This is a genomic window from Streptomyces sp. NPDC059524, assembly GCF_042749255.1.
In the GTDB taxonomy this organism is placed as follows: Bacteria; Actinomycetota; Actinomycetes; order Streptomycetales; family Streptomycetaceae; genus Streptomyces; species Streptomyces xanthii.
The window spans coordinates 32,716-45,506 of the sequence record NZ_JBHYTK010000032.1; the positions used below are offsets into that span (position 1 = coordinate 32,716).

Annotated in this window: 11 protein-coding genes and 1 tRNA gene; 8 read left to right on the plus strand and 4 right to left on the minus strand. The window is 70.7% G+C overall.

What is annotated here, in order from left to right:
- Window positions 1–93: 93 nt before the first annotated feature.
- On the minus strand, window positions 94–1,704 hold the full coding sequence (locus tag ACFW9D_RS12270) for a beta-N-acetylhexosaminidase (protein WP_384620842.1): 1,611 nt from the start codon (window positions 1,702–1,704) through the stop codon (window positions 94–96).
- 399 nt (window positions 1,705–2,103) lie between these two features.
- On the opposite strand from ACFW9D_RS12270, the gene ACFW9D_RS12275 reads away from it, so the two are divergent.
- A complete protein-coding gene (locus ACFW9D_RS12275) occupies window positions 2,104–3,459 on the plus strand; it encodes an MFS transporter (protein ID WP_384620845.1) in 1,356 nt (451 codons plus the stop codon).
- Window positions 3,456–3,983 (plus strand): 2-oxo-4-hydroxy-4-carboxy-5-ureidoimidazoline decarboxylase, encoded by a 528-nt coding sequence (uraD, locus tag ACFW9D_RS12280; protein WP_384620847.1) that lies wholly within the window; start codon window positions 3,456–3,458, stop codon window positions 3,981–3,983. The genes ACFW9D_RS12275 and uraD overlap by 4 nt, the downstream gene beginning before the upstream one ends.
- Before the next feature lie 136 nt (window positions 3,984–4,119).
- On the opposite strand, the gene ACFW9D_RS12285 is transcribed toward uraD, so the two are convergent.
- The gene (locus ACFW9D_RS12285) at window positions 4,120–5,703 is read right to left on the minus strand and encodes a purple acid phosphatase family protein (protein WP_384620850.1); all 1,584 of its coding nucleotides are present in this window, start codon (window positions 5,701–5,703) and stop codon (window positions 4,120–4,122) included.
- A 207-nt stretch (window positions 5,704–5,910) separates the two neighbouring features.
- Here ACFW9D_RS12285 and ACFW9D_RS12290 point away from each other — a divergent pair, with 207 nt between their 5' ends.
- Both ACFW9D_RS12290 and glmS read left to right on the plus strand, forming a co-directional pair.
- The gene (locus ACFW9D_RS12290; RefSeq protein ID WP_188338785.1) at window positions 5,911–6,168 is read left to right on the plus strand and encodes a hypothetical protein; all 258 of its coding nucleotides are present in this window, start codon (window positions 5,911–5,913) and stop codon (window positions 6,166–6,168) included.
- A gap of 31 nt (window positions 6,169–6,199) precedes the next feature.
- Entirely contained in the window at window positions 6,200–8,017 is a 1,818-nt protein-coding gene (glmS, locus tag ACFW9D_RS12295) for a glutamine--fructose-6-phosphate transaminase (isomerizing) (RefSeq protein ID WP_188338784.1), read from the plus strand.
- A gap of 223 nt (window positions 8,018–8,240) precedes the next feature.
- Here the strand turns inward: glmS and ACFW9D_RS12300 are convergent, their stop codons facing one another.
- Window positions 8,241–8,831: a GPR1/FUN34/YaaH family transporter gene (locus ACFW9D_RS12300; protein ID WP_188338783.1), complete on the minus strand. Its 591-nt coding sequence runs from the start codon at window positions 8,829–8,831 to the stop codon at window positions 8,241–8,243.
- A gap of 155 nt (window positions 8,832–8,986) precedes the next feature.
- Window positions 8,987–9,511, minus strand: a complete 525-nt coding sequence (locus tag ACFW9D_RS12305) for a universal stress protein (protein WP_188338782.1) — start codon at window positions 9,509–9,511, stop codon at window positions 8,987–8,989.
- Between the two features lie 369 nt (window positions 9,512–9,880).
- On the opposite strand from ACFW9D_RS12305, the gene ACFW9D_RS12310 reads away from it, so the two are divergent.
- From ACFW9D_RS12310 to ACFW9D_RS12325, 4 genes are all read left to right on the plus strand, one after another.
- On the plus strand, window positions 9,881–10,177 hold the full coding sequence (locus ACFW9D_RS12310) for a hypothetical protein (protein ID WP_384620855.1): 297 nt from the start codon (window positions 9,881–9,883) through the stop codon (window positions 10,175–10,177).
- Between the two features lie 399 nt (window positions 10,178–10,576).
- Window positions 10,577–11,824, plus strand: coding sequence for a helix-turn-helix domain-containing protein (locus tag ACFW9D_RS12315; RefSeq protein WP_384620858.1), 1,248 nt, complete (start codon window positions 10,577–10,579; stop codon window positions 11,822–11,824).
- A gap of 63 nt (window positions 11,825–11,887) precedes the next feature.
- Window positions 11,888–12,490, plus strand: a complete 603-nt coding sequence (gene orn, locus ACFW9D_RS12320) for an oligoribonuclease (protein WP_188338779.1) — start codon at window positions 11,888–11,890, stop codon at window positions 12,488–12,490.
- A gap of 122 nt (window positions 12,491–12,612) precedes the next feature.
- Window positions 12,613–12,685, plus strand: a tRNA-His gene (locus ACFW9D_RS12325).
- The last annotated feature ends 106 nt before the right edge of the window (window positions 12,686–12,791 follow it).

A 12,791-nucleotide genomic window follows, 5' to 3' on the forward strand; every position in this document is an offset into this window, starting at 1 on the left:
GCACATCGGTACAGCCTCGCGCCCCCGAATGGGGCGCCCCCGCGCCCCGCCCACCCCCCCCCCCCCTTTCGGCTGCCCGCGCTCAGGTTCGTGTCAGCGCGCGGGCCACGGGACCTGGGGCGACTTGTAGTAGCCGATGCCGAGGGCCTCCCAGCGGGGAGCCTGCTCGGCGAGCCGCACCTTGTACGTGTCCCAGTCGTGCGTGGCGGCCGGCGACCAGCCGAGCTCCGCGACGCCGGGCAGCCTCGGGAACGCCATGTAGTCGAGGTGCGCGGACGTGGACAGGGTCTCCGACCACATCGGCGCCTCGACGCCGCGGATCGCCGAACTCGGTGCTCCCGGCAGGTAGTCGGCGGGGTCCCAGTCGTAGGAGCGCTGCGCCTCGACGTATCCGGCCCAGTGCAGGCCGAGCGGGGTGTCCTTGGTGTACTGCATGTCGAGGTAGGTGCGGTCGGCCGGCGACAGGATGATCCCCGTGCCGTTCTTCGCCGCGTTCGCGACCTGCGCCTTCTCGGCGTCGCTCGTGCGGTCCAGGCCCCAGTACTGGGCGAGCGCGCCCTCGGCCGGGGTGGCCCCGGTCAGCTGGTGCCAGCCGACCACGGTCTTCCCGTACTTGGCGACGATCGGCTGGACCCGCTCCATGAACTTCACGTAGTCCGCGTGGCTGGTGGAGTGCGCCTCGTCGCCGCCGATGTGGAGGTACCTGCCGGGTGTGATCGCGGCGAGCTCCCGGACGACGTCGTCGACGAAGTCGTAGGTGATCTCCTTGTTGACGCACAGGGAGCTGAAGCCGACGTTCGTGCCGGTGTACAGCGGGGGTGCGACGCCGTCGCAGTTGAGGCCGGCGTAGGAGGCGAGGGCCGCGTTCGTGTGGCCCGGCATGTCGATCTCGGGCACGACCTCCAGGTAGCGGGAGGCAGCGTACCGGACGATGTCCTTGTACTGCGCCTTGGTGTAGAAGCCGCCGGGGCCGCCGCCCACCTGGGTGGAGCCGCCGTACTCGGCGAGCTTCGGCCAGGAGTCGACGGCGATGCGCCAGCCCTGGTCGTCGCTCAGGTGCAGGTGCAGCTTGTTGACCTTGTAGAGGGCGAGCTGGTCGATGTACCGCTTGACCTGCTCGACGGTGAAGAAGTGCCGGGACACGTCGAGCATCGCGCCGCGCCACGCGTAGCGCGGGGTGTCCTGGACGGTGCCGCCGGCGACGAGCCACGGGCCGGGCTGCGGGCCGTCGGCCTCGACTCTCGCGGGCAGTTGCTGACGGAGCGTCTGCACGCCGTGGAACAGTCCCGCCGCCTCGTGCGCGACGACGGTGACGGAGTCCCCGTCGCTGGTCAGCCGGTATCCCTCGGCGCCCAGTTCGGTGTCCTGCTCGCTCACTTCGAGGCGGATGCCGTCACCGGCGGCGGTGTCGGTGACGGGCAGCGCGTACCCGGTGGCGGGCCTCAGCAGCCCGGCGAGGTACCCGCCGATCCGGCGCGCGTCGGCCGAGCGCTCGTCCACCCGGATCCGCGTCTTCGCGGTGATCTCGTACGGGGTGGTGCCCGGCGTCACCGAGGCGGGCGCGGGCACGATGCGGCCGAGTGGCGTGGGCGCGGCGGCACTCGGTGCCGCGGCGGCGGGCCCCGCGCTGAACGCGCCGGCCCCGGCGGCGACCAGCAGCAGCGAGCCCAGCAGGGCGCGAGTCGATCTGTGGCGCTTCCTCACGGGACGATCCCTTCCGACGGATGCGATGGCGGTGTTCGTCGTGCGGTGGAGCGACCGGCAGGTCACCCTGCGTACCCTCCCGCTCACCACTGAACCGGTCAAGGTGTAGACCACTCGTCGTCATCCGGATGGGCGCGTTCCGGCCGCCGGGCGGACACGGACGCATAACTGCATCCAACACGCATGTTTCCAGGCGGGATTGATAGCCGTCCGCGCCGATCACAGCCGTCCCGGTGACCGGAAAGCGAAGCCTTGACAGCGGTATACCAACGCTCCATTCTTAGGCCACTCAGCGGAAGTCACTTTCCGTAATGCGGAAGTGAAGCCTCGTCAGACCACCGGGGCCGCTGCGATTCGCTGCGATGCGAGACCCCCCTGTTCACGATCAAGGGAGACGTCATGGGGAGCACGCAAGACATTTCGGGCGCGAAGGCGCCACTGGACCCCATCTACCGCAAGGTCTTCCTCCGGCTGCTGCCGTTCCTGATGATCCTGTGGACGCTCGCCTGGATCGACCGCGTCAACATCGGCTTCGTGAAGCTGACGATGACGGAGGATCTGGGCTGGAGCGAGGCGGTCTACGGCCTCGGTGCCGGAATCTTCTTCATCGGCTACTTCCTCTTCGAGGTGCCGAGCAACCTGCTGCTCCAGAAGATCGGGGCGAAGAAGACCCTGATGCGGATCACGATCGGCTGGGGTCTGACCAGTGTCGCGATGGTCTTCGCGACGACCCCGGCGGTCTTCTACTCCCTCAGGTTCCTGCTGGGCGTGTTCGAGGCCGGCTTCTATCCCGGGATCATCCTGTACCTGACCTACTGGTTCCCGGCCAAGCGCCGCGCGAAGGCGTTCGGCACCTTCATGTCCGCCTCCGCGTTCGCCGGTGTCCTCGGCGGCCCGCTCGCCGGGTGGATCATGAACACGTTCGACGGGGTCAGCGGCCTCAACGGCTGGCAGTGGGTGTTCATCGTGGAGGGCACCCCGTCGGTGCTGGCCGGCTTCGTCGTCTGGTTCTACCTGACGGACCGTCCGCACCAGGCCACGTGGCTCACCGTCGAGGAGCGCGAGGCGATCGCGGCGGACCTCGCCGCCGACGACAGCGCGGTCGAGGGCCGGGAGCACAGCATGCTCCAGTCCCTGAAGTCGGGCCGGATCTGGCAGTTCATCGCCATCTTCTTCTGTGTCATCTCGGCGAACTCCGCGCTGACCTTCTTCGGCCCGACCCTGGTCCAGGAGGTCGGGTTCGAGGACCCGCTGGCGATCGGCTGGATCATGGCGGCCGTCAACCTGGCCGGCGGCATCGGCATGATCCTCAACGGGCTGCACTGCGACCGGTCCGGTGAGTCCCGCTGGCACACCGCCACCGCTGTCACCCTCGGCGCGGCCTCCCTGGCCGCGGCGGGCCTGCTCCTGAACGTCAGCGCCATCGGCACGCTGATCGCCCTCGGCCTCGCCGTCGTCGGCACCATGAGCGCCATCCCCGTCTTCTGGCAGATGCCCAACTGGTTCCTCGCCGGCGGCGCGGCGGCGGGCGGCGTCGCCCTCATCAACTCCATGGCGAACCTCGCCGGGTTCGGCGCCCCGTACCTGCTCGGCGCCGTCAAGGACAGCACCGGCAACCTCAGCCTCGGGCTGTTCATCGTGGCGGCGGTCGAGATCTGCGCCGCCCTCCTGATCCTGAAATTCGTCCCGCCCTTCCGGACGAACACGACGACCCCGGCCCCCACCACGAACGACCGCACGGAGCAGCCCGCATGACCACGCAGGACACCCCCCGCCTCACCCTGACCGACGTCAACGCGATGACCCGCGAGGAGTTCGTCGCGGCCCTCGGCGGCATCTTCGAGCACGCCGCCTGGGTCGCCGAGGAGGCCCACGCCCGCCTCCCCCTCGCCGACGCCGAGGCCCTCCACACGGCGATGACCGACGTCGTCCGCGCGGCCCCCGCCGAGCGCGTCCTCGCCTTCCTCAACGGCCACCCGGAGCTGGCCGGTTCCGAGGCGCGGGCCGGCACGATGACGGACGACTCGACGGGCGAGCAGAAGAGCGCGGGGCTCGACTCCCTCACCGCGGCCGAGGTCGAGGAGATGACGACCCTCAACCGCGCCTACCGCGAGGCCCACGGCTTCCCCTTCATCCTCGCGGTCCGCGGCCGCGACAAGGAAACGGTCCTCGAGGAACTCCGCACCAGAACCGCCCGCCCCACCCCCGCGGAACGGGAAGAGGCCCTGACCCAGATCACCCACATCACCCACCAACGCCTGACCCGCCTGGTGAAGTAGCCGGTCCACCCCGACCCCCTGGGGGCGCACGAAGTGTGCCTTCCAGGGGCGCGGGGAACTGCGCGACCAGCCACGACGAAAGCCGCACCCGGCAACGCGATCCGCACCCCCACGGCGGGCCCCCGCACACCCGGTCTCAGCGAACGCGCCGCGCCACCACGAACCGATCGACCTCCGCCCCGCTCTCCGCAATCCCCCGAACCGTGAGCGTGGCGGTCCGCCCGACCCCCGCGGGCCGCACATCGACCCGCAGGAACGAGTAGTTGGTATACCGCACCCGGGACCAGTCCACGGTCACGGCCCGCTTCCCCCCGTCGGCCTCCCCGACGTACGAGGCGAACGGATCGACGTCCACCTCGTGCCCCGCATACGTGTCGGCCACGGGAAACGCGTACAGGCTCTTCCCCGCCGCCCCCGCGGTCACGTACACGACCCCCTCGGTCTCCGGATACACGGTCCCGCCGATCGGCAGCTCCTTGGCGACCTTGTCCCCCTTGAGCACGTCGGACCGCTCGTACACGTGGTTGTGCCCGTTGATCACCAGGTCGACGGTGTACTTGTCGAACAGCGGCACCCACTCCTTGCGCACCCCGCCCTCCGAGGCGTGCGCGCTCGCGGTGCAGTAGGCGCAGTGATGGAAGAACACGACGATGAAGTCGATGCCCGAACCGGCGGCCCGGAACTTCTTCAACTGGCCCTCGAACCACGTGGTCTGCGTGCCGCCGGAGAGCCCGAGGTTGGCCGGGATCTCCCAGGAGACGTCGTTGGCGTCGAGGGAGATGACGGCCGTGTTGCCGTGCACGAAGGAGTAGACGCCGGGCAGGTTCTCGGGGTCGGGCCCGTTGCCGGGCGGCGCGAACCGGGCCTGCTGGCTGCCGTAGCCGTGCGGCGCGTACCAGGCCTCCATGTCGTGGTTGCCGTAGGAGACCATCCACGGCACGGACTTGGCGACGGTCTCGGTCTGGGCGAGGAACTGGTCCCAGGTCCGCGCGTCGAAGGTGTCCGTGGTCTTCCCCTGCCCGGACGGGTCCGCGTACGCGATGTCCCCGGCGTGGAGGTGGAAGGAGGGGCCCTGGGCGAGGATCAGGTTGTCGTTGGCGAGGGCGTGGTAGCTGACGCCCTGGTCGCCGAAGGCCGTGAAGGTGAAGGCCTCGGCGCGGGCCGGGGCCGTCGTGAAGGTCCCGATCGTGCCGGCGAACCTCGGCGAGGCCGGGTCGAAGCCCCGGTGGCCGACACCGTAGTAGTACGTGCGGCCGGGCTTGAGGTGGGTCAGCTTGGCGTGGACGTAGTACTGGGTGTGGTCGGCGCTCGTGCCGACGCCCGCCGGCGTGTACAGCGCGCGCACCTCGGCCGGGATCTTCCGGGACAGCTCGCCGGCGTGCGCGCCGATGCGGATGTACGGGTCGCGGACGGGGGCCGGCACCTGCCAGGAGACGGTCATCTCGGTGCGCGGGTCGTCCCCGTAGGAGAGGTGACGGCCGAACGGGGCGACGAGGGCGCCGTCCACCTGCTCGGCGGCGGGCCGGTCGGCGCGGGCGGCGGCCGGGGTCGCGGCCTGCGCGGGCCCGGGGACGAAGACACCGCCGGCGACCGCGCCGAGGGTGACGGCGCCGCCGCGGATCATCGTGCGGCGCGAGAAGCGGGAGCGCAGGTACTCGTGCTGCTCGGCGAGGGACCGGTCGGCGAGCTCGGCGGGTACGCCCATACGGGGAATGTCCATGCCGAGAAAGTTGCTGGGGGCGACTTTCCCGGCCGGATACGCCGGATGAACGCGGGCCGAACAGGCGGCATGCCGTCCTTCAAAGCTTGACCACTTCCACCCCAAGCACCCCGGAAGGGGCAATTCCGCACCGGATCCGGTGTGACCCTTGCCCGAAAGCGGGCAGATTTCTTGCGAAAGCCTCCACCGTCCCCCAGGATCTGTCGGGTGCACGAGGAACTTGTCGATCATCTGACACGCAGCACGCCCCTCAGCCGGGGCGAGGCGCTGCGGGTGATCCAGGACGTGCTCGCCTACTTCGACGAGTCGGCGGAGGACTACGTCCGCCGCCGCCACCGCGAACTCCAGGCCCAGGGCCAGGTGAACGCGGCGATCTTCGAACAGATCCTGGCCGATCTGCCGTACCGGGCGGTCGCACCGCCGGAGCTCTCGCTCCGTCAGCTGCGCCGCATCGTCTACGGCTGAACCGGCCGACCAGAGGGGATTCTCAGAACTTATGTGCGGAATTGTCGGCTACATCGGCAAGCGTGACGTCGCCCCGCTCCTCCTGGAGGGGCTGCAGCGCCTGGAGTACCGCGGCTACGACTCCGCGGGCCTGGTCATCACCAGCCCGAAGGCCACCGGCCTGAAGATGGTCAAGGCCAAGGGCCGGGTCCGCGACCTGGAGGCCAAGGTCCCCAAGCGCTTCACCGGCACCACCGGCATCGCCCACACCCGCTGGGCCACCCACGGCGCCCCGAGCGACATCAACTCGCACCCGCACCTGGACCCCGAGAACAAGGTCGCCGTCGTCCACAACGGCATCGTCGACAACGCCCAGGAGCTCCGCGCCAAGCTGGAGGCCGAGGGCGTCGTCTTCGCCTCCGAGACCGACACCGAGGTCATCACCCACCTCATCGCCCGCTCCCAGGCCGCCACCCTGGAGGAGAAGGTCCGCGAGGCGCTCAAGGTCATCGAGGGCACCTACGGCATCGCCGTCATGCACGCCGACTTCAACGACCGCATCGTGGTGGCGCGCAACGGCTCCCCGGTCATCCTCGGCATCGGCGAGAAGGAGATGCTGGTCGCCTCCGACGTCGCCGCCCTCATCGCCCACACCCGCCAGGTCGTCACCCTGAACGACGGCGAGATGGCCACCCTGAAGGCCGACGACTTCCGCACGTACACGACCTCCGGCACGTCCACGACGGCCACCCCGGAGACCGTGGAGTGGGAGGCCGCCTCCTACGACATGGGCGGCCACGACACGTACATGCACAAGGAGATCTCCGAGCAGCCCGACGCGGTCGACCGCGTGCTGCGCGGCCGGATCGACGACCGCTTCTCCACGGTCCACCTGGGCGGCCTGAACCTCGACGCCCGCGAGGCCCGCACCATCCGCCGCATCAAGATCCTCGGCTGCGGCACCTCGTACCACGCCGGCCTCATCGGCGCCGGGCTCATCGAGTCCATGGCCCGCATCCCCGCCGACGCCGAGCCGGCCTCGGAGTTCCGCTACCGCAACCCGGTCGTGGACCCCGACACCCTCTACATCGCCGTCTCCCAGTCCGGTGAGACCTACGACGTGCTGGCCGCGGTCCAGGAGCTCAAGCGCAAGGGCGCCCGCGTCCTCGGCGTCGTGAACGTCGTGGGCTCCGCGATCGCCCGCGAGGCCGACGGCGGCATGTACGTGCACGCCGGCCCCGAGGTCTGCGTCGTCTCCACCAAGTGCTTCACCAACACGGTGACCGCGTTCGCGCTGCTCGCCCTGCACCTCGGCCGCATCCGCGACCTGTCGGTGACCGACGGCAAGCGGATCATCGAGGGCCTGCGCAAGCTGCCCGCGCAGATCCAGGAGATCCTCGAGTCCGAGGACGAGATCAAGAAGATCGCCGAGCAGTACGCGGGCGCCCAGTCGATGATGTTCATCGGCCGCGTCCGGGGCTACCCCGTCGCCCTGGAGGCCTCCCTCAAGCTGAAGGAGATCTCCTACATCCACGCCGAGGCGTACCCGGCCTCCGAGCTGAAGCACGGCCCGCTCGCGCTCATCGAGCCGGCCCTGCCGACCGTCGCGATCGTCCCCGACGACGACCTGCTGGAGAAGAACCGCGCCGCCCTCGAGGAGATCAAGGCCCGCAGCGGCCGCATCCTCGCGGTCGCGCACCAGCCGCAGGCGAAGGCCGACCACACGATCGTCGTCCCGAAGAACGAGGACGAGCTCGACCCGATCCTCATGGGCATCCCGCTCCAGCTCCTCGCTTACCACACGGCTCTCGCCATGGGCCGCGACATCGACAAGCCCCGCAACCTGGCGAAGTCCGTGACGGTCGAGTAGCCGACGCGCCGCGGGTGGGAACGCCTCACCCGCACCCGCGGCCGGGTGGGACTTCTCGCGCCCGGCCACGAAAGAGCAGCCACGACGAACGGGCCCCTCCCACCCCAACCCCGAGGAACCCGGTGGACCCGGGGGGGGGGGGGGGGGGCCCCCCCCCCCCCCCCCCCCCCCCGGCACCCGCGGCCCGGCCCCCCCCCCCCGGCGCGCGCGCCCCGCCCCGCTGTCAGCCGGCGGCCGTCACCCCCCGGCCGGCAGCACGTCCACGCCCGGGCCACGCCATCCGCAGCCCGGCCACCGGCGCCGTTGCCCCGTACCAGGCGAGCACCCCGGCGAGGACCGCGACCCAGCCGCCCGCCTTCGCGAGCCCCGAGGAGTCACCGAACTCCGCGAGGGCCAGCAGCACGAGCGCCACGAACATCGCCCCGTACGTGCCCCGCACGAACGTCCCCGCCCCACCGGCGGCGAGCGTCAGCGTGAGCGCGAGGAGGGCGAACAGGAGCAGGAACAGGCCCACGGCGTTGGCGGAGACGGCGTCACCGGCGCCGACCCCCCACGTGAACCAGAACGCACCGAGCCCGGCGAACGCCGTGCCCGTGAGGCCGTCGTCGCGCCGCAGCGCGAACAGGCCGGCGACGAACAGGGCGATGCCGCCCAGGTACGTCGCGATCGACACGGCGTCGGCCGCCGTGACACCGTCGATCACCCGGGTGTGACCGATACCGAAAGCCAACAGAGTGAGACCCAGGGCGAGTTGACCGAGCGTCGAGACGGACGGGGCGGTCGCCGTGCTTCCCGCGGAGACGTCATTGTCCACAGCGGGCTCCCTTCGAACAGACACAGAAGTCCAGCGACCGGTATGTACCCTTCACAAGGGCACAAAGCACCTCTACGCGTCAGTAGGTTCGCGGCATTTCACGGTGCGGCAAGGGGAGTTGACGAGAGGTCAGAAGCCCTGGCTCCGCGGCCGGTTCAGGGAATGACGACGACGGGACGCTGCGCGCGCCGCGCGAGCCGCCCCGCGACCGAGCCGAAGATCCGCCCGACGAGCCCGTGGGTGGAACCCACGACGATCGCGTCGGCGGAGTACTCGTGCCCGACCTCCTCCAGCTCGTGACAGATGTCGCCACCGCGCTCGACGAGGATCCAGGGCACCTCGGAGAGATAGTCCGCGCACGCGAGCTCGAGCCCGAGGACCTCGGTGCGGTGATCGGGGACGTCGACGAACACCGGCGGTTCGCACCCCGCCCACACGGTCGTGGGCAGCCGGTTCGCCACGTGCACGATGATCAGGCCGGAGCCGGAACGGTGGGCCATGCCGATCGCGTACGCGAGGGCCCGCTCGCTGGACGTCGAGCCGTCGAACCCGACGACCACCCCGTGCTTGAACGCGGGATCACAGGGATGACGTGTCTCTTCCGCCGCACGCGGGGTCGTGGTGGGATCGGCGACCTGGCGCTTGCGGCCTTCGGGTTCGGAAAATTCGTGACCGGCCATGAGTGTCTCGGCGTGTACCTCGTGGGCCTCTGTAGAGGGGACGACAACGATCGGCGGAGCTGTGTCCGGGAATCATCTTCCCAACCCCATACCCCCAAGGGTACGGCGACACTCCTCCTCTGCCCAGACTCCGGCCCGCGCCCAGGCCAGCCCTTCTCCACGCTCCGCGGCGTGTTCCAGGGAGCATGCACGAGCCCTCGCCCGTATGGCAATGGTTGCTGCCCCGTACAGGCGGTTTGCGCACCCTTGTGGCCCCCGTGGCGGCCGGATCAAGTGACCGGGACCCCGGCCGCGCGTTGGAACTCGCGGACCGCACACCCCGGACAGAACCCCGACAGGACCCGGACAGATCAGGACAGGGAGGACTCCGTGCCCGGACCGACCACCCGCGCCCGCTGGGCGGCGTTCAGCTGCGTCCTGGTGCCGCTCGCGCTCATCGGATACGGCGGCCGGCACGCGGGCGCGGCCGGCGCCGCGCTCGGTCTGGCCGCCGTGACGGCGGCCTGCCGGGTCCTCCTCGGGCGCACCGAACGGCGGGTGGCGGAAAGCGGTGCCGCACAGTTGCACAGTGAACAACACTGTTCGCTCCGGCACCCCTCCCGCCGGCCCGGGGCGGGGGCGCGCGGGGGCACCCCGCGAGCGGGCCGGTGCACGCCGGGGGACTGACTGGATTCCGTACGCGACCCCGTAGATTTTCAGCCAACTTCAGCCGGGCCCTCACCCCTTGCCCAAGGCCGCTTCCAACCCCCGTTCCACCAGGGCCGACAGGGCCGTGGGCGCCCCATGCGCCCTACAGGGACCGGCCACTGGACGGAGGCGCACTTCCCAGCGGCGCCCCCGAGTGCGACGCTTCGTGATCGAATGCTTCACGCCAAGTTGCCATGTCGACAATCTGCCAGGTCTTTAACTGGTCACGACGGCACCACCGGACACAGTAGATTCGATCATGACTGTCTGATCAGTAGGCGGCGGGGGACTTCGTGCAGGACCGAGGGGAAACGTGCAGGAGCGAACAGCCCGTCAGAGTATTGAGGGAGCCGCGATCACCGAGGGGGGCTTAGCAGGATGAGCCACGACTCCACCACCGCGCCCGAGACGACGGCCCGCAAGCTGTCGGGGCGGCGGCGACGCGAGATCGTCGCAGTGCTGCTGTTCAGCGGCGGACCCATCTTCGAAAGTTCCATTCCGCTCTCCGTGTTCGGGATCGACCGCCAGGACGCCGGAGTTCCGCGGTACCGGTTGCTCGTGTGCGCCGGCGAAGACGGTCCCCTGCGGACCACGGGCGGACTCGAACTCACCGCGCCGCACGGCCTCGAGGCGATCGCGCGGGCGGGCACGGTCGTCGTGCCGGCCTGGCGCTCGATCACCTCGCCGCCGCCGGAGGAGGCGCTGGACGCGCTGCGCCGCGCCCACGAGGAGGGCGCCCGCATCGTCGGCCTGTGCACCGGCGCGTTCGTGCTGGCCGCGGCGGGCCTGCTCGACGGCCGCCCGGCCACCACGCACTGGATGTACGCGCCGACGCTCGCCAAGCGCTATCCGTCGGTCCACGTGGACCCGCGCGAGCTCTTCGTCGACGACGGCGACGTGCTCACCAGCGCCGGCACCGCGGCCGGAATCGACCTGTGCCTGCACATCGTGCGCACGGACCACGGCAACGAGGCGGCCGGTGCGCTCGCCCGCCGCCTGGTGGTCCCGCCGCGCCGCAGTGGCGGTCAGGAGCGCTATCTGGACAGGTCTTTACCAGAGGAGATCGGCGCGGACCCGCTGGCCGAGGTCGTCGCCTGGGCCCTGGAGCACCTCCACGAGCAGTTCGACGTGGAGACGCTGGCTGCCCGCGCCTATATGAGCCGTCGCACCTTCGACCGGCGTTTCCGTTCGCTGACCGGGAGCGCTCCCCTGCAGTGGCTGATCACCCAGCGGGTGCTGCAGGCGCAGCGGCTCCTGGAGACCTCCGACTACTCGGTCGACGAGGTCGCCGGGCGCTGCGGTTTCCGGTCGCCGGTCGCGCTGCGCGGGCACTTCCGGCGTCAGCTGGGCTCGTCCCCCGCCGCGTACCGGGCGGCGTACCGGGCGCGCAGACCGCAGGCGGGCGACAGTGCTCCGGTCGCGGCCGGTGCCAAGGCCGAGCCGGCGATGGAGGCCGCCTCCATGCCGGGTGCGGAGGGTGCGGGCCCGGGGCCGGTGCCCAGCCAGTCCCGGCGGGGCGCCCCGGCGCCCTCGGCGCTCGGCGCGGCCGCGGCGTCGCTGCCGCCGGGTCCGGAGGCCTTCGCCGGTTCGCGCGCGAGCCTGCCCGGGCCGAGGTCGGCGCCGTAGGAAGAGGCAGGAGGAGGAGCCGTCGTCTGCCGGTGAGGAGATCCGGGCCGTAGGGTTGTCCGCATGAACGATCGCATGGTGTGGATCGACTGCGAGATGACCGGACTCTCGCTGGCGAACGACGCGCTCATCGAGGTGGCCGCACTGGTCACCGACTCGGAGCTGAACGTACTGGGCGACGGTGTGGACATCGTGATCCGCCCGCCGGACGAGGCCCTGGAGCAGATGCCCGAGGTGGTGCGGAACATGCACACCGCCTCGGGTCTCCTCGACGAGCTGGCGGGCGGCACGACGCTCGCGGACGCCGAGGAGCAGGTCCTGGCGTACGTACGTGAACACGTCAAGGACGCGGGCAAGGCCCCGCTGTGCGGGAACTCGGTCGGGACCGACCGGGGCTTCCTGCTGCGTGACATGCCGACGCTGGAGGACTACCTCCACTACCGGATCGTCGATGTGTCCTCGGTCAAGGAGCTGGCCCGCCGCTGGTACCCGAGGGCGTACTTCAACAGTCCGGAGAAGAACGGCAACCACCGGGCGCTCGCCGACATCCGCGAGTCCATCGCGGAGCTGCGCTACTACCGCGAGGCGATCTTCGTCCCGCAGCCCGGCCCGGACTCGGACACGGCGAAGGCCATCGCGGCCAAGCACGTCCTGCCCGCCGAATAGTCCCTCGTAAGCCCCTGTGTACGGGGTCCGGAGGCCCGCCGGAAAAGGTGGGCGCGAGCACCCCTTCGGACCCTGTACACTTTTTCTCGGCCGGTCGGAAGAACGACAGAAGACCGGACATGGTGGGTGTAGCTCAGTTGGTAGAGCACCTGGTTGTGGTCCAGGTGGCCGCGGGTTCAAGTCCCGTCACTCACCCTGAAGGGTCGGGGGGGCCCGCGGGGGGGGGAACAACGGCGCGGGCGCGGGTGGCGCCCGCCCCCCCCCCCCGCCCGGCCGCGGGCGGCCGCCCCCACCCCCAACG